Origin of the sequence: Streptomyces sp. NPDC021212, assembly GCF_044332925.1 — a bacterium.
In the GTDB taxonomy this organism is placed as follows: Bacteria; Actinomycetota; Actinomycetes; order Streptomycetales; family Streptomycetaceae; genus Streptomyces.
In genome coordinates this window covers 1-18,725 of sequence record NZ_JBIRPZ010000028.1, presented here as the reverse complement: position 1 = coordinate 18,725, position 18,725 = coordinate 1, and the positions used below count along the sequence as shown (strand labels likewise).

The following is an 18,725-nucleotide window of genomic DNA, read 5'->3' as shown; positions in this document are numbered from 1 at the left end:
ACGGATCAGACCGCGGACCGGACGGTCGTGTAGTACTCGCGGATCGTCTTGAGGAACTCGGGGTTCATCCGGGCCTTGGCGAGGATCTCGGCGGGCGGCGTGTATTCGTCGTCCACCTCGTCTGCGAACTTGGCGTAGTCGGCGCGCAGTTGGGCCTCGATGACCTTCGGCCACGCGTTCGGGATGGTCCACTCGTCCTCGTAACCGGTGGCGAGCAGGTGCACTACGGCGGTGTCCACGATGTCCGCACGGGTCTGCGCCTGGACCGGCGCGCGGACCGGGCTGAACGTGCTCAGGTCGTGCTCCGGCTCCTCGCCGAGCAGACGGCGGGTCATCTCCTGGGCGAGCAGCGGCGACAGGTGGAGGCCGTCGCGGTAGGTGCCGGTCATCATCCACAGGCCGTCCAGGCTGGTCTCGCCGATGAGCGGGAAGCCGTCGAAGGCCACGGGGCGGTTGCCGACCTGGACCTTCGCCATGCCACTGGCGTCGAGGTCCCTGCGCAGCTGGCGCAGTGCGCAGTGCAGCAGGAAGGTGGTGTCGCGGATGCTCGGCGCGTCCGCCGGCTCCGGCTCGATCGCGTTCGTGGCGCCGAGATAGACCTCGCTGCGTCCGCGCGGCACCAGGTGCAGGCCGCAGGCGAAGGCGCGGTTCGGCGTGCGCAGCACGCTGGTCGGGGCGGGCTTGTCCGGGTCGATGCGGGCCACGACGGAGACGCCGACTCCGGCGCACAGCCGCGGTATGCGGGCGGCGACGCCGGGCACGGTGTCGAGCAGGGTCTGGGAGGCGGCGCCGGCGGCGAGCACCACCTGGCCGGCGGAGACGGTGTCGCCCGTGGTGAGCCGGACGCCGGTGATCTTGCCGCCGGAAGTCACCAGCTCCTCGCCGAACCCGGCCACCAGCACGCCGCCGGCCTTGACGTACGCGTCCTCGAGCCGCTCCAGCAGACCGTCTGCGTTCACCGCGTGCTCACCGGGCACGAACATGCCCATCAACGGGCGGGTGGTCGGGTTGGGGTCGAGCCACTCGATGTCGGCCGGGTCGATGTCCTCGTACGGCTCCTTGTACTGCTCGAGGGTCTCCCGGATGGCCGTGTAGTTGGCGGAGTCGACGCCGGGGACGCCGACGGAATTGAGCAGCATGACCGTGCCGTCGGCGACGCGGAGGTCCTCGGTCTTCCCGGTGTCCTCGGCGAGCCCGGCGAGCCAGTCGGCCCAGAGCTTGCTCGCCTGTACGCCGAGGTCGAGCTTGGAGCGGCCCTGTTCGCTCTTGAGGAGCGTCGTGGTCACCTCGCCGAACGCGCCGAGCATGGCACCCGCAGCGGTGGAGGCGGCCCACGGCCGGTCTCCCCGGCCGAGCACGGCGACCCTGGTGCCGCGCCGGGCGAGGGTCAGGCCCAGGGACAGGCCCAGCACACCGTTGCCGACGACAAGGACTTCGAAAGTGCGGCCTGCCGGGTATTCGCTAGTCATCGCTTGAGTCTTCCCATCCTGTGAAACCGCCGCTCAGGGCATGGTTGTTCGGGGCATCCGGTGTGTCAGGGCTGTCCTGCGCCACTGCGCGGAAGTTCGGCGAGGACTTTGGCCACGCCCTCCACGACGTCATCGATCTCCTGGTCCCCACCCAGCAGGACCTGGTGCGGGATCATGAGTCCGCGATCTCCGAGCCGCTCCGCGTTCGGGCAGCGCCGGGCGATGTCCTCGACCGATTCGTCGCCGGTCCTGGCGGTCCAGAACGCCTCGGTGCGGTGGATCGCCGGGTTGCCGCCGAAGGCGGGGATGCCCTCGGCGAGCAGGGCGTGGGCCACGGTGTCCCGGTCCAGGCCGCCGAGTTCCCCGGGGTCCAGGACGAACATGGTCATGTAGTGCGGATTGACGGTGCACCGTTCGTCGCGCCCCTGGGGGATGACCCCGGGGATGCCGGCCAGTGCCGCGGCGAGCTTCTCGTGCCGGCGCTCGCGTTGCTCCGTCTGCGCGGCGAGGCGGCCGAGCTGCACCCGGAGCAGTGCCCCGGTGAGCTCGGGCATACGGAAGTTGGACGAGGCGGTGCGCAGGCTCAGGTCGCGGGCCCGGCCGCAGTTGTGGCGCGTGCGCGCCTCCTCGTAGCTCTCCTCGGTCGGCAGCAGCAGGGCGCCGCCCTCGCCGGCGGTCACGACCTTGGTCTCCTGGAAGGAGAAGGTGGCCATGGAGCCGAGCTCGCCGAGTCCCCGGCCGCGCCACCTGGCGCCGTGCGCCTGCGCCGCGTCCTGGATCACCGTGATCCCACGGGGGTCCGCCCAGGCGGTGATGGCGTCCATGTCGGCGATGTGGCCGCCGATGTGGACCGGGATGACCGCCCGGGTGCGTTCGGTCGCCGCCGCTTCGAGTCCGGCGGGATCCAGGCAGAAGGTGACGGGGTCCACGTCCACCGGCACAGGGATTCCGCCACGGCGCTGGACCGCGGTGGAGGTGGCGATGAACGTGTACGCGGGCACGATCACCTCGTCACCGGGCCGCAGCCCGATGACCTCCAGCGCGAGTTCGAGAGCATGTGAACCGTTGGTCACCGCGAGCGCGGAGGGCGCGTCGTGGAACTCGGCGAACTCTCTTTCGAAGAGGTCCACTTCCTTGCCGCCGTGGCGCCACCAGGACCCCTGGTCCAGCGCCCGCACCACGGCTGCGCGCTCCGAGTCGTCGAACTGCGGCCAGTCGGGAAAGGGCGCGGTGCGCACTTTCGGCCCGCCGTTCATGGCCAGCATGAGCGTTTCCTCCTCGGTGCGGTGCGAATGTCCAGGTGGTCAGACGGGGACGGTGCCGAAGGCGCCGCGGGTGCCGAAGGGGTCGAGCTGCATGTCGAGCCCGCACTCCTCCTTCCACCGCTCGGTGATCTCCTTGCCCCCGGCGCGGTTCACGTCGTCGAGCAGCACGCTCGCCCCGGGCGCGAGGAAGTCCCACAGCGCCGGGACCGCGGGGTAGCGGGCCATCGTGCGCCCCCGCTGCCAGCCGGGTGGCCCGTCCACCAGCAGCAGGTCGACCGGGCCGTGTTTCTCGGTGTAGGCCCCGACCTCTTCGGTGACCGTCTTGGGCGCGTACCAGTCCACGTCCTTCACCGCGGCGGGGTGCTCCTCCAGCGGCGCGTGGATGACCGTCGCCACCTCGGAAAGGCCCTCGGCGGCCAGCTGCGTGGCGACCCGGTCGGCCCACTCCCCGTCGTGCTCCAGCGACAGCATGTGCCCGTAGCCACGCTGCGCCATCATCCGTGCGAACATCACCGTCGAGGTGCCGCTGCCGCACTCCAGGAGGACCTTGCGGTCCCGCAGGGCGATGTCGTCCAGCACCTTGATCATGGCGCTGGGCCGCAGTGAGACCACGGAGAACGGCAGGTACGGCCCGTTGTTCAGCAGCGGGGACAGTCGTATCCACGAGGCCAGGTCGTAGAACGCCTGTAGAAACTGCGTTTCCATCTGCCCGTCTCCAATCTTTCGTAAGGTGAATCGGCCGTGTTCCGTGTGTCAGCCGACGAGTCGTGCGAGATGGTCGACGGCGGCGTCCACCGGAGGGAGCGAGAGCATGCGCCGCTGGGCCTTACGCGCCTGCTGGGCGAACCTCGGGTCCTCCAGCAGCCGGGTGCAGGTCTCGGCGACGGCGTCCGCGTTCGCCCCGGGGACGCGTAGCCCGAGCCCGAGTTCCTCGACCCGGTTGGCGTTGTGCAGCTGGTCGCTGACCTCGGGGAGCACGGCCATCGGAACGCCGGCCCTGACCGCTTCGCGGACGCTGTTGTAACCGCCGTGGGTGAACAGCAGCTGGGCGCTCTCCAGCAGCAGCGGCTGCGGGATGCGCTCGAAGACCCGTATGTTGTCGCCGACGACGTCCTGGTTGAGCGGCATGCCACGGGTGGCGACGATCGCGGTGCAGTCCACTTCGGACAGTCCCTTGACGATCGCGTTGAGGGGGTTGGCGTCGCCCTGCATCAGGGCGTCGACCATGACGGCGGGATCGACCTGGACGCCGCCCATGCCCTCGAACATGTGCCCGGCGACCAGTCCGTCGAAGAACAGGCCCAGGATGCGCGGGAACACACTGCTGGACATCACCGAGGCGAACACGTTGGTGCTGGACACCACGACCAGCGGGCGGTCGGTGGGGATGTCCTGAAGCCACTCGGGCCCGGTCTCGTCGCGGACGATGCTCGACGGCTGCTGGTAGGCGAAGGTGTCCGGGATGTCGTAGGCGCTGAAGGAGTAGTCGGGCGGCATGCAGTCGAAGCGGCCGTTGGCGTGGATGGCCTCCGGCTCGGACCCGGCGGGCAGGCCCAGCTCCGTGCGGCGCTCGTTCAGCTCCGCCAGCACCAGCTTGGGGTCCAGGTACTGCCCGCCGCCCGATGGGGCGGTGACGTGCGGGATGCCGAGCGTCTCGGCGACCAGGTAGCCGGCGAACTCGACACCGCTGCGCAGCACGATGTCCGGGCGAAACTCGTGTGCCACCTCCAGCAGTTGCTGGTAGGCGTCCGTGACGTGCGGCCCGCAGGAGGTGGCGACGAGCGTCTCGGGCGCGAACGGATCACTGGGCATCGCCTCGATCCGCTTCTCCTGCAACAGGCGAAGCACGATCTCGGCCATGTCGGTGAACAGCGGCTTGACCCGCATCGGCTCACCGTCGAACACATCGGCCATCTCCGGCGGCGACACCACCAGGACCTCGTGGCCCGCCTCGGCAGCCGCCCGTGCCAGGGGAAGCAGGGCACGCGCGTTCGAGGGCGACAGCGCGATGCTGCACAGAATGCGCACAACTATTCCTTTCCACGCGGGAGCGGAGTCGGCTGCCGCGGACAATCGCGGGCGAGAACGGGAGGATCACACCGCCCGAGCGCTCCGACCATTGCTATGGTCCGGCCTCTCACTCAGTGTTTTCCTGAGTATTCAGCGCGCCTTTCCGCCGCCGGTGCATCCGACGGTATGCGATTCCGCGGCGCTTACCCAGTTCCTCGTTTCCATCGTCGAGTAACCGTCACCCGAACCGTCGCTCGCCCAGGAATTCGGCACGCCGCCGCTTTTCCTCGCGCATCGAGGGGGAAACCAGCGAGTCCACCACATCGCGGATGGCCGGATACCGGAAGGCGTACTGGGTTTCCCCGGCCGGGGAACCGTGCCGAGAGCGCCGCAGGAGGTCGCGCCGCTCCAGATGGTCCAGCCACTTCGCGGCTTCCGTCCGGTCCCCGTCGCCGACGGCCGCGACACTCTCGGCGCAGAACACCCCGCCGAGCGCCGAGGCGTTGACCAGCACGGCCTTGGCATCCGGCGGCACCGTATCCACCCGGGACGCGATCACCCGGTGCACGTATTCCGGCAGCGGCGGTACCGTCGATCCGGGCAGGGGCCGCTCCCGCAGCTCATGGGCGTACTCGACGGCGAACAGCGGGTTCCCGCCGATCCGCGTGATCAGCTCCTGCCGCAACTCGCCCGGCAGTGCGTACCCATCGCGCGCGAGCAGGGCGGCCAGCAGCCCGGCGGTGCCCTCCGCGGACAGCGGGTCCAGGGTGAGGGTGAGGGCGTCGCGCAGGCCACCGCCCCAGCCCGGCCGGGCGTCGAGCAGTTCAGGCCGGGCGGTCACCGCCACGAGCATCGGCACGGTGCCCGCGGTGTCGCCCAGGCACTGGATGAAGTCCAGCACAGACGCGTCGGCGAGATGCGCGTCCTCGAAGACGACCACCAGGGGCCGTTCCGCGGCGAGTTCGGCCAGGAACCGCCGCCACACCTCACCGTCCGCCGTCAGGGCGGCCGCATCCGGGCCCTCGGACCGGAGCAGCCCCCGCAGCCGCTCCAGCATCCCTGTGCCCGTCTCACCGGTGCCGAACAGACGGTGGACCCTGCGGGCCAGCTTGTCGTCCGCCGAGGCGGCGGAGTCCCCCGGCTCGATCCCGGCAGCCGCGGCCACGATCCGCCGGAGGGGGCCCAGCGGGGCGCCGTGGTCGGAGAACGATCCGCGCCCGGTCAGCACGGTGAACTCGCCGGAGCCGCGCCCGGCCATGGCGACGAGTTCGGCGGCCAGCCTGCTCTTGCCCAGGCCCGGCTCACCGAGCACGGTCAGGAAGTGGGGACGCCGCCGTCGGCGTACATCGTCGAGCAGCCCGCGCAGCTGCTCGACCTCGCGCTCACGGCCCATCAGGGCAGGCGGCCCGTCCGCACGGGCGTGATCGGGGCGGACGACGACGGGTTCGGATCCCCCGCCCGGCTCCTCGACCGGCTCGTACTCGACGGTGCGCTCGCTGCTCTTGCGCGTGGCCGCGCACACCCGGATGCCGCCCGGGGGCACGGTTTCCAGCAGCTCCATACAGCTCTCCGGGACGGCGCCGCTGACCACGGGGATCGCACCGGTGCCGTCCGCCGCGCAGGTGACGAGCACCTCGCCGGTCGCCACGGCCACCCGGACCGCGGTCTCCGCGCGCGCCGGGGCCCGCGCCTGACCGGTGGGGCCTGGGCGGCCCGGTCCCCGGCAGCCGAGCCGGTCCCGGATGGCCAGCCCGGCCTGCACGGCGCGGGCCGCGTCGTCCTCCCCGGTGCGGGGAACGCCGAACAGGGCGAAGGTGACAGGACCGATCACGCCGGAGACCTTGCCGCCGTGGCGTTCGATCTCCTCACGGATGGTGGCCGTGAGGCAGCCGGCCGGCTGCGCGCCGTCTTCGGGGTCGCCCTGCGGGCTCCCGCCGGGATGGGTGCGCACCAGCAGCATGCTCAGCTGCTTGCGCTGCTCGGTGAGGCCGCCGCCCGACGAGGCCGGCGGGGTGGACCTGCGCGCCGCCGCGTGCCGCGCCATCCCGATGACGGCGGGCGGGGTGCCGGTCTCGGCTCGCGCCGGTCGTGGCGGGGCCGTCCGTCGGCCGGCGGAACCGGCACCGGCCGGTGCGGGCCGGGGCGGCGGAGCGGGCTGCGGCGGCGTCCTGCGGGAGAGCTGGGCGGGCGGGCCGCCGCGCTTGGCCTCACTCTCCTGAGCGATGATCCCCAGCGCGTCGGGCTGCGACAGCACCGGGTCGTGTTCGAGGATCGCCCGCTCCATGTCACGCAGTACGCGGCCGGGCTCCAGGCCCAGCTTGTCGGCGAACGCGGTCCTCGTACGGCGGTAGAGCTCCAGCGCGTCCACCTGGCGGCCACAGCGGTAGAGGGCCAGCAGCAACTCGGCGCACAGCCGTTCCCGTACCGGCTCCGCGACGACCAGCGTCTCCAGTTCCTGCACCACCTCGTGATGTCCGCCGCACGCCAGCTCGGCCTCGAACAGGTCCTCCTGCACGGTGAGGCGCGCCTGCTGGATCGCGGTCAGCTCCGGCCAGTCCGTGCCGGCCTCGGCCAAGTCCGCCAGGACCGGGCCCTGCCACATTTCCAGTGCGGCCCGGAGTGTCTTCGCCGCGGCGATCCAGGACCCGGCCGCGAGTTCGGCACGTCCCCTGTCCGCTGACCCCTGGTAGACGGTCAGATCCAGCGCGTCGGTGTGCACGCTGAGCAGGTAGCCCGGCGCGTGGGTCAGCAGCATCGGTGCGGGGGCAGCACCCTCGCCGGTCGCACCGCCCCCGCGGCTCGCGATGCCGGCCTCGCCGCCCTCGCCCTCGATGTCCTCGGCGGACAGCAGACCACGCAGGCTGGAGATCGCGTTCTGCAGCATCTTCCGCGCCGTGGGCGGCGGGTTGCCCGTCCACAGCGCACGCAGCAGGGTGCTGGTCGCCACCACCTGGTTCGCGTGCAGCAGGAGGAATCCGAGTGCGGCGCGCTGTTTGATCCCGCTCAGCGCCACGGGGCCACCTCGGTCGAGGACAGTCAGCGGACCCAGCACCCGGAACTTCATACCGAAATCGCTCCCGTTCCATCCGCCGTGGTGTAGATCCCCACGTTCCGCCGGCCGGGAATGCCCGAGAGCACGCACGCCGAGGGGTGGGCGCCTGGGCCCCCGTCGGCCCGGCCAGGATGCTACGGGAGCGCTACTGGGGAAATCACCGGCTTCGGCTCCGGGGCGAAGGGCGAGGGCGAGGGCGTGTCAGGAGGCGCGCCAGCGCAGCGACCGGTCGGCGATGGTGAGGGCGAGCACCGTCATCACGGTCAGCACCAGGATGTCGAGGCCGAAGGTGGCATCGATGTTGTCGCTGACGCTGCGCCGGATGGCGTCCGACCCGTAGGTGGTGGGCATGACCCAGCTCAGGGCCTTCAGCGGCAGCGGCAGGGCCTTGGCCGGGATGAGCAGAGGAGCGCCGAGCAGCAGGACGAAGTTCAGCACGTAGGTGACGATCGAGATCAGCTCGATGCGGTCGATCAGGCTGCCGATGACCAGGCCGAGCGCCGCGAGCGGGAGCGCGGTCAGCGGGTAGACGATGAGGAGCATCGGCGACAGCGTCAAGTCCAGGCCGTAGAGCAGCCGCACCGCGATCAGCGAGGTCACCAGGCCCGGCGCGATGAGCAGCAGGCGGGCGGCGACGAACGCCATCACGAACGCCACCTTGCTGATCGGCAGTGAGGCGTAATAGAGCATCGATCCCTCGGCCTTGATCGCACCTATCCGCTGGGCGATCGCCGTGGTGCCCAGTGCCGCGATCGCGAACACGCCGGAGCCGCTGGCGATGTACGTCAGGCTCAGCTCGTCGGTCAGCCCGGAGCCGATCCGGGAGAAGCCGAACACCATCGTCAGCGGCATGAAGATGCCGAACACCATGTGCACGTGCCAGGAGGTGCGGACGGTCAGCATGTGCTCGAACCACAGGTACTTGAACGAGGTGCCGAACCGGCCGAGCCGCTCCCGCAAGGGCATCCGCCCCCGGCCCCGGGACTGGGCCCGGGCCCGGGTCCGGGCCTGGCGGGACGTACCGGAGGCCGGCGCCGCGGGTTCGGCGGCAGGAGGCTCCGCGGCAGGGGGCTCCGTGGCAGGGGGCTCCGCGGCAGGGGGTTCGCCGGCGGAGGGTTCCATGGCCGCCGGCCGGTGGCCGTTCGGCGCGGCGGCGGCCGCCGCCTTCCCCGCGTCACCGCTCTCTGCTGAGCCGCCGCCGGCCGCCGGAGTCGTCACCAGTTCCCTGGCGGCCGCGGCATCGGAGTCCCGTCTCGGGTTCAGGGTGAGGTAGACGTCTTCCAGGTTCGGGCGGGCGAAGCGGAAGTCGTCGACACGCTTCACGCCGATATCGGTGACCAGCACCTCGATCAGCGGCTGGAGCCGCTCCGGCGCCGCGGTGATCAGGTAGCTGCCGCTGCGGTTACCCTGGCTGACCTCGCCGACCGCGCTGAGCCGCGAAATCTCCTCCCGGTTGAGGCTGCCGCCGTCGCGGACGAACAGCTCCAGCCGCGCGTGCGCGCCGATCTGCTCCTTGAGTTCACCGGGCGTGCCCATCGCGGTGATCCGGCCGCCGTGCATCACCGCGACCCGGTGCACGGCCTTTTCGGCCTCCAGCACGTTGTGTGTCACCAGGACGACCGTGGCACCCTCGAGGGTGCTGCGGCGCTCGATCATCTCCCAGATCAGACGCCGGTTGTGCGGATCCAGCTCATTGGTCGGCTCGTCCAGCACGATCAGCTCGGGGTGGCCCATCAGCGTCATGCCGAAGTTCACCAGGCGCATCAGCCCACCGCTGAGCCGCTCCACCTGACGGTCGGCGTACGGGCCGAGGCCCAGCTCGTCGATCAGCGCGTCGGTCTGGCGGCGGGCCTCGGCCTCGCTCTGGCCGCGCAGCCTGCCGGTGTAGTGCAGAGCGCGACGGGTCTCGATCAGGCGCATGGAGAGCCCCGCTTGCGGCAGGAAGCCGACGGTGGATTTCACCGTCTCCGGGTAACGGGTCACATCGACGCCGTTGACCACGATCGAACCGGAGGTGGGCCGCACGAGTCCGAGCAGCTGCAACACCAGCGTCGTCTTACCGGCGCCGTTCGCGCCGAAGAGGCCGAAGACTTGCCCGCGGGGCACACTGAAGCTCAGTCCGTCATTGGCCTTGATCAGCTCTCCGTTGCGCCCCGAATAGGCGCGTACAAGATCACGCACCTCGACCGCTGTATCGCCACTACTCGTTTTGACCATGCCCCACGCCTTATCGCCTCATCGGCTCACGAACCGGGCACGCGCCACTGATCCGCCGCCTACGTATCGGGTTTTCTCGTGCTCAGCGGACCCGGCACGAACGCATCGCGCTACCGCGAGCGAGGAATTTCCACGGCTTCGCACCCACGCTAGGCCAGGCGCGATCCTCGCGTCATTGGAACCTCTCCACTGTCCGCCCAGTGGGAATTCCCGCCGACGTCGCCGAACCGTTTACCACGGGAACGTCTCGGGTTTTCCCTATTCTGTTTACGATCCACCGAGCTCCTCGTCGAGGAAAGCGAACATCTCGTCATCCGACGCGGCGTCGAAGTCGAGCCCGGCGGAGTTCTCCTGGGCGCGCAGTGTGGCCCACCGTGACCTGAGGACTTCGATCCGTCCCGCAATCTGCTTGTGCGCCGTGGCATCCACGCTCACCTTCGCGATCACCTGCTCCAGTTTGTCCAGCGTGGCGAGGATCGAGCCGGAGCCCTCGACTTCCGCCGACACCAGCTGAGTGTGCAGATGAGCCGCGAGCTCGCTCGCCGTCGGGTAGTCGAGGGCCAGCGTGGCCGGAAGCCGCAGCCCGGTCGCCGTGCTCAGTGCGTTGCGCAGTTCCACCGAGGTCAGTGAGTCGAAACCGAGATCGCGGAAGGCACGGGACGGATCGACCGCGGCCGCGGCGTCGTGCCCGAGTACCGCCGCGACGTGTCCGCACACCAGACCCAGCAGGGCATCGCGTTGCTCGGCCTCGTCCATTCCGGCCAGCCGCTGTACGAGGCCGGGGTCCGTGGCGGCCCGGCCCGCCGCGCGGCGGCTCCGGACCAGGCCGCGCAGTCGCGGCGGCACCTCGGCGCGGGCACGCAGGGCGGGCAGGTCCAACCGGACCGGCAACACCACCGGATCCGCCGTGGCCAGGGCGGCGTCGAACAGCGCCACCCCTTGCTCGGTGGACAGGGGCGGGAATCCCGAGCGGTGCATCCGCTCCCGATCGGCGGCGCTCAGCTCACCGAGCATCCCATCGGCCTGCTCCCACGGACCCCAGGCCAGCGACACACCCGGCAGCCCCCGGTCCCGCCGGTACCGCACCAACGCGTCCAGGAACGCATTCGCCGCGGCATAACTCCCCTGACCCGCACTGCCCAACGTGCCCGCCGCGGAGGAGAACACCACGAACGCGGACAAGTCCATGTCCTGCGTCAGCTCGTGCAGATGCCACGCCGCATCGACCTTCGGACGCAACACCGCATCGACACGCCCCGGAGTCAGCGCACCGATGACGCCGTCGTCCAGCACCCCGGCGCTGTGCACCACCGCGGACACCTCGTGCCCCGCCAGCACCTCGGCCAGAGCATCACGATCGGCCACATCACAGGCCACCACCTCGGCGCGGGCACCCAATCCGGCGAGTTCGGCGACCAGGTCCCCGGCACCCGGCGAAGCCATCCCCCGCCGGGACAGCAGGAGCAGGTCCCGTACGCCGTGCTCGGCCGCCAAGTGCCGGGCCACCACCGCACCCAGACCACCCGTACCACCCGTGACCAGCACCGTGCCCGAACCGGTCCAGGACACTTCGGTCTCCGGTAGGGGATCCAGGTCCGGTGTCTGCTTCGGCTCCGGCGCTTGTACTCGTACCAGTCGAGCCGTGAGGAGGTGCCCCTCACGGATCGCCAGTTCCGGCTCCGGCGTCGTCAGCGCCCGCGCCAGGACCGGGCCGGGAACTCCCGTACCGTTCAGGTCCAAATCCAGGTCCAGGTCCAGCAGCGTTATCCGGTCCGGATTCTCCGTCTGTGCGGAGCGCATCAGGCCCCACGCCGAGGCCGCGGCCACATCATCGCCGGTGGTGGCGTTGCGCGTCAGCACGACGAGTCGGGATTCGGCGAACCGCTCCCCCGACAGCCAGTCCTGCGCCAGGCGCAGCGCGTGCGACACCGTGGCGTGAACAGCTTCCACCCGCCCGGCATCGGGCTCGGTGTTCAGCTGGACCAGTACCACGTCCGGCACCGGGTCCTCGGTCACGGCCAGCGCCGCCAGATCCGGGTACGCGTACGCCCGGACCTTGGTCCCCGCAGAGCGCAACAGCTCGATCACGTCGTCCGCCAGGCCGACCGCGGCCACCTCGGGCGGTTCGGTCCCGACCTGCTCGGTGGCCGCGGTCCACTCCGTACGGAAGAGGGAGTCCCCGACCACCGCCGGGCCGGTGCCGAGTTGTTCGGGAGTGACGGTGCGGACCACCAGACCGTCCACCGTGAAGACCGGCCGCCCCGCCGTATCGACGGCCTCGATCGTGACCGTGTCCTGCCCGGCACGCGACAGTCGTGCCCGCACCGACGTGGCGCCGGAGGCGAACAGCGACACGCCCTCCCAGGAGAACGGCAGAGCTCCCCCTTCGCCGTCCTGCGCGGCGCCGGTGAATCCGGCGACGTGCAGGACCGCGTCCAAGAGCGCGGGATGAGCGCCGAACCCGTCGATGTCGGTGTCCATGCCGATGTCGGTATCGGCCACAGCGGCGGTATCGGGGCCTTCGGACAGGGCGACTTCGGCGAACACCTCGTCGCCGAGCCGCCACGCGGACCGCAGACCCCGGAACACCGGTCCGTAGTCGAACCCGGATTCGGCCAGTTGCGCGTAATGGTCGTCGAGGTCGATCGGTTCGGCGCTCGCAGGCGGCCAGGCGGCCGTATCGAAGCCGACGACGGATTCGACAGGGTCGTCGATCAGCCCACCGACGGCGTGCTGCGTCCAAGGCGCGCCCGAGTCGTCATCGGGCCGCGAGTGGACGGTGACTGTGCGCCGCCCGTCCTCATCCGCCGCGCCGACTCGCACCTGGATCTGCACCGCGCCTCGTTCGGGCAACACCAGCGGTGCGGCAAGCGTCAGCTCCTCGACCCGGCCACTCCCGACCTCGTCACCGGCCCGGATCGCCAGCTCCACGAACGCCGTACCCGGCAGCAGGATCCGGCCCATGATCGTGTGGTCGGCCAGCCACGGATGCGAGGCCAACGACACCCGACCGGAGAACACCACACCGTCCGAGTCGGCCAACGACACCGCCGCGCCCAGCAACGGATGCCGTGCCGAGGCCAGCCCCGCGGCCCGTACGTCCCCTGCGTCGACTGCGGTGGTGGGCCAGTACCGCTGCCGTTGGAAGGCGTAGGTAGGCAGTTCGACCTGCCGCGCGCCGGTGCCGGTGTAGAACGCCCGCCAGTCGACGGCGATGCCGGTCACGTGCAGGCGGGCGAGCGCGGTAACCGCCGCGCTCTCCTCCGGACGGTCCTTGCGCAGCACCGGAACGACCTCGGCTACGTCCGGTGCCGACTCCCGGACCAGGGCCGAGAGCACACCGTCCGGGCCCAGCTCCAGGAACGTCCTCACCCCGGCCTCCGACAACGCCCGAACGCCATCGGCGAACCGTACGGTCTCCCGCACATGCCGCACCCAGTACTCCGGCGAACACAACTCCTCCGCCGTGGCGAGGGCACCGGTCAGATTCGACACCACCGGAATCACCGGCTCACCGAACTCCAACCCCTGGGCGACGGCATGGAAATCATCCAGCATCGAAGACATGAGCGGCGAGTGGAACGCGTGCGAGACCCGCAACCGGCTCGACTTCCGCCCCTGCTCCGCCAACCGCGCCGCAACCTCCGATACCGCATCCTCATCCCCGGAGACCACCACCGAGGACGGCCCGTTCACCGCCGCCATCGACACCCGATCCGACAGCAACGGCACGACCTCGTCCTCGGTCGCCTCGACCGCCACCATCGCCCCACCGGCCGGCAACGCCTGCATCAACCCAGCCCGCGCCATCACCAGCCGACAGGCGTCCTCAAGCGACAGGACACCCGCCACATGCGCGGCCGCGACCTCACCGATCGAATGGCCACCCACGAAGTCCGGCCGCACCCCAAAGGACTCCACCAGCCGGAACAGCGCCACCTCGACAGCGAACAGGGCGGGCTGGGCCGACCCGGTACGGTTCAGCGCCTCCGCATCCTCGCCCCACATCACCTCGCGCACCGAGTCGCCAAGGTGCGCGAGTACGGCATCCAGCGCCTTTGCGAACACCGGGAACCGGCCATACAACTCCCGGCCCATACCCAGCCGCTGCGCACCCTGTCCCGAGAACAACACAGCCAACGAACCCTGACCCACCACGCCCCGGGCAGCCTCGACCACACCCGCCTCAGAGGCCAGCAACACCGCCCGATGCTCGAACACCGACCGCCCGACAGCCAGCGAGAAACCCACATCCAGCGGAGAACGGGCCCCCTCGGCATCGGCAAAGGACCTCAGCTGGTCGACCTGTGCGTCCAGCGCGGCCTCGGTCTTCGCCGACACCACCCACGGCACCACACCCGGCACCACCACCGGCTCCTCTACCGGCACCTCAGCCAAAGGCGCAGCCTCAAGAATCACATGCGCATTGGTGCCGCTGATCCCGAACGACGACACACCCGCCCGACGCGCACGACCCACCTCCGGCCAAGAAGTGTTGTCCGCCACCAGCTCGACATCCCCGGCCGTCCAGTCCACATGCGACGACGGCACCTCAGCATGCAGGGTGCGCGGCAGCACCCCATACCGCATCGCCATCACCGTCTTGATCACACCCGCGACACCCGCCGCAGCCTGCGTATGACCAATATTCGACTTCACCGACCCCAACAACAACGGACGTTCCCGGTCCCGGCCATAGGTGGCCAGGAGCGCCTGCGCTTCGATCGGGTCACCGAGCGTGGTACCGGTCCCGTGCGCCTCCACCGCATCCACATCCACCGGTGAAAGCCCGCCACTGGCCAGCGCCTGCCGGATCACCCGCTGCTGAGACGGACCATTCGGCGCAGTCAACCCATTCGACGCACCATCCTGATTCACCGCACTACCCCGCAGCACCGCCAGCACGGAGTGCCCATTCCTGCGGGCGTCGGACAACCGCTCCAGCACCAGCATGCCGACACCCTCACCCCAGCCCACACCATCAGCCGAGTCCGAGAACGCCTTGCACCGCCCATCAGGAGACAGCCCGCCCTGCCGCGAGAACTCCACAAACGTCGTCGGCGTCGACATCACCGTCACACCACCGGCCAACGCCAACGAACACTCACCCGCACGCAACGCCTGCGCCGCCAAATGCATCGCCACCAACGACGACGAACACGCCGTATCAACCGTCACCGTCGGACCCTCAAGACCGAGCGTGTACGACACCCGACCCGACGCCACACTCGGCGCACTGCCATTGCCCCGGAACGCCTCGAACTCCCGGGCCGTCAGCAGGTTGCGGTAGTCGTTGTACATGACCCCGGCAAATACCCCGGTCCGGCTGCCGCGCAGCGACACCGGATCCACACCGGCACGCTCAACGGCCTCCCACACCGTCTCCAGCAACAACCGCTGCTGCGCATCAGTCGCCAACGCCTCACGCGGACTCATCCCGAAGAACGCCGGGTCGAACGCACCCGGGTCCCGGAGAAAGCCACCCGCATGGGTCGAGGACGTGCCCGGATGGGCGGGATCCGGGTGGTACAAACTGCCCAGGTCCCAGCCCCGGTCGGTGGGGAAATCGCCAATCGCGTCTACCCCTGCCGTCACCAGCTGCCACAACTGTTCCGGAGACGACACTCCGCCCGGGTAGCGGCAGGCCATCCCCACAATCACCACCGGATCATCCGCGACCGACGGCAGCGCAGCAACTGGCGTCGACACACCCGTATCCGACCCCAACAACTCATCAAACAGATGGTCCGCCAGTGCCTGCGCGGTCGGGTAGTCGAACACCAGCGTCGCCGGAAGCCGCAACCCCGTCGCCGCAGCCAACCCGTTACGCAGCTCCACACCCATCAACGAGTCGAACCCGAGATCACGGAACGCGTGGTTGGGGTCCACCACCGTGGCGTTCTCGTGCCCCAGCACCGCCGCGACTTGGTTTCGCACCAGATCCAGCAACACCTCCCGCTGCACAAGCCCGGTGGACGCAATCCGTCCGGCTGTGCGGCGGGTACGGATCAGTCCGCGCAACAGCGGCGGCACCTCACCACGAGCCCGCAGCGCCGGCAGATCCAGCCGCACCGGCAACACCACCGGCTCCCCCACACCCACCGCAGCATCGAACAGCGCCACACCCTGCTCGGTGGACACGGGCGGGAATCCCGAGCGGTGCATCCGCTCCCGATCGGCGGCGCTCAGCTCACCGAGCATGCCGCCAGGATGGTCCCAGGGCCCCCAGGCCAGCGACACACCGGGCAGCCCCCGGTCGCGCCGGTACCGCACCAGCGCGTCCAGGAACGCATTACCCGCCGCGTAACTCCCCTGACCCGCACTGCCCAACGTGCCCGCCGCGGAGGAGAACACCACGAACGCGGACAAATCCATGTCCCGTGTCAGCTCATGCAGATGCCACGCCGCATCCACCTTCGGACGCAATACCGCATCAACACGCCCCGGAGTCAGCGCACCCATCAGACCGTCATCGAGCACACCGGCCGTATGCACCACAGCCGAAATCTCCCGCCCGGCCAGCACCCCCGCCAGCGCATCCCGGTCGGCCACATCACAGGCCACCACCTCGGCGCGGGCACCCAATCCGGCGAGTTCGGCGACCAGGTCCTCAGCACCCGGCGAAGCCGTCCCCCGCCGGGACAGCAGGAGCAGGTCCCGTACGCCGTGCTCGGCCACCAGGTGCCGCGCCACCACCGCACCAAGACCACCCGTACCACCCGTGATCAACACCGTGCCGCGCGGCTCCCATGACGCCGCAGGCAACTCTGGAACGGGTATCCGCGTCAGCCGGGGGGCCAGGACCTGCTCATCACCAACCATCAGCTCCGGCTCGGGCTGCGCCAACGCGCGCGACAACACCGCCCCGGACACGGCACCGTCACCAAGGTCCAGCAGTGTGATCCGGTCCGGATGCTCCGACTGCGCCGACCGCAGCAAACCCCACACCGAGGCCGCCGCCAGATCGTTGACAGCACCACGTGCCACCACGACCAGACGAGACCCTGCGAACCGCTCCTCCTCCAACCACCCCTGAGCCAAGCCCAAAGCCCGCGTCACCATGTCGTGGACATCATCCACCACTCCGTCACCGGGCAGCTCCGTAGCGACCTCGGCCAACACCACATCCGGCATCGGCCCATCTGCCACGGCCAACGCGGCCAGATCCGGATACACCGCAACGTCCAACGACCCGGTACCGCGCAGCATCCCGGCCAAACCGCCGTCCGGGCCGGCCAGCGCGACCACCGACGGCCCAGCGTCCGTCCCCTCAGCCACCGGGGTCCACTCCACCCGGAACAACGAATCCCGGCCAACCGTCCGGCCATCACCGTCCGCCAGCTCATCAGCAGCAAGAGGACGGGCGACCAACGACGCGACGGACGCCACAGGACGACCCACCACATCCGCGACCGCGATGGACACCGCCCCCCGCTCGCCATACGACAGCCGCGCCCGCACCGTCGTCGCCCCAGAGGCGAACAACGACACACCCTCCCAAGCGAACGGCAGACCGCGATCCGCTGTGCCATCGGCGAAGGCGCCGGCGTGCAGCACAGCGTCCAGCAGCGCGGGATGCACCCCGAATCCACTGACATCGGCGCCCTCGTCCAAAGCCACCTCGACGAAGAGCTCCGCGCCCAGCCGCCACACCGCCCGCAACCCCTGGAACACCGGGCCGTACTCGAACCCGGACTCAGCAAGCCGTTCGTAGCACCCATCGAGGTCGACCGGCTCAGCCTCTGGGGGCGGCCAGTTGGTCGCGTCGAACCCGGTGTCAGCCAGATCGTCCACCACGCCCAGGACCCCCGTGGCGTGCTGGGTCCACAGCGGCGGCTCATCGGAGCCATCCGCCCGGGAGAACACCTTGACCGATCGCCGTCCGGAGTCATCGGCAGAACCGACGAACACCTGAATCTGCGCCGCCCCCCGTTCGGGCAGCACCAGTGGTGCAGCCATGGTCAGTTCTTCGAGTAGATCGCACCCGAATTCGTCACCGGCCCGGATCGCCAGGTCCACAAAAGCGGTGCCGGGCACGAGCACCCGGCCCGTGATCGTGTGGTCGGCCAGCCACGGATGCGAGGCCAACGACAGGCGACCGGAGAACACCACACCGTCCGAGTCGGCCAACGACACCGCCGCACCCAGCAACGGATGCTCAGCCGAAGCCAGACCGGCGGCCCGCACATCGCCCGGAACAGCCTGAGCCGCAGGCCAGTACCGCTGCCGCTGGAAAGCATAGGTGGGCAGTTCGACCTGCCGCGCGCCGGTGCCGGTGTAGAACGCCCGCCAGTCGACGGCGATGCCGGTCACGTGCAGGCGAGCGAGCGCGGTAACCGCCACGCTCTCCTCCGGACGGTCCTTACGCAGCACCGGAACGACCACAGCCTCATCCGGTACCGACTCCCGGACCAGGGCCGACAGCACACCGTCCGGACCCAGCTCCAGGAACGTCCCCACCCCAGCCTCCGACAACGCCCGAACGCCATCGGCAAACCGCACGGTCTCCCGCACATGCCGCACCCAGTACTCCGGCGAACACAACTCCTCCGCCGTGGCGAGGGAACCGGTCAGATTCGACACCACCGGAATCACCGGCTCGTGGAAGGTGAGGTCGCCGACCACCGTACGGAACTCGTCCAGCATCGGATCCATCAACGGCGAATGAAACGCGTGCGAGACCCGCAAACGGCTCGTCCTACGATCCTCGAA

At 70.1% G+C, this 18,725-nt stretch carries 7 protein-coding genes; all 7 read right to left on the bottom strand.

Annotation, left to right across the window (positions count from 1 at the left end; genetic code table 11):
• Positions 1-5 precede the first annotated feature (5 nt).
• The gene (locus ACH4SI_RS41255; protein WP_398305941.1) at positions 6-1,469 is read right to left on the bottom strand and encodes an NAD(P)/FAD-dependent oxidoreductase; all 1,464 of its coding nucleotides are present in this window, start codon (positions 1,467-1,469) and stop codon (positions 6-8) included.
• A 65-nt stretch (positions 1,470-1,534) separates the two neighbouring features.
• On the bottom strand, positions 1,535-2,734 hold the full coding sequence (locus tag ACH4SI_RS41250) for a DegT/DnrJ/EryC1/StrS family aminotransferase (RefSeq protein ID WP_398305938.1): 1,200 nt from the start codon (positions 2,732-2,734) through the stop codon (positions 1,535-1,537).
• Between the two features lie 39 nt (positions 2,735-2,773).
• Positions 2,774-3,439 (bottom strand): class I SAM-dependent methyltransferase, encoded by a 666-nt coding sequence (locus ACH4SI_RS41245; protein ID WP_398305935.1) that lies wholly within the window; start codon positions 3,437-3,439, stop codon positions 2,774-2,776.
• Between the two features lie 48 nt (positions 3,440-3,487).
• Complete coding sequence (locus ACH4SI_RS41240) at positions 3,488-4,762, bottom strand: glycosyltransferase (protein WP_398305932.1); 1,275 nt, start codon at positions 4,760-4,762, stop codon at positions 3,488-3,490.
• 220 nt (positions 4,763-4,982) lie between these two features.
• Positions 4,983-7,757 (bottom strand): BTAD domain-containing putative transcriptional regulator, encoded by a 2,775-nt coding sequence (locus ACH4SI_RS41235; RefSeq protein WP_398305929.1) that lies wholly within the window; start codon positions 7,755-7,757, stop codon positions 4,983-4,985.
• A gap of 240 nt (positions 7,758-7,997) precedes the next feature.
• Positions 7,998-9,977: an ABC transporter ATP-binding protein/permease gene (locus ACH4SI_RS41230; RefSeq protein ID WP_398305926.1), complete on the bottom strand. Its 1,980-nt coding sequence runs from the start codon at positions 9,975-9,977 to the stop codon at positions 7,998-8,000.
• Positions 9,978-10,280: 303 nt separating this feature from the next.
• On the bottom strand, positions 10,281-18,725 hold an 8,445-nt coding region (locus ACH4SI_RS41225), incomplete at its 5' end, for an SDR family NAD(P)-dependent oxidoreductase (protein WP_398305923.1).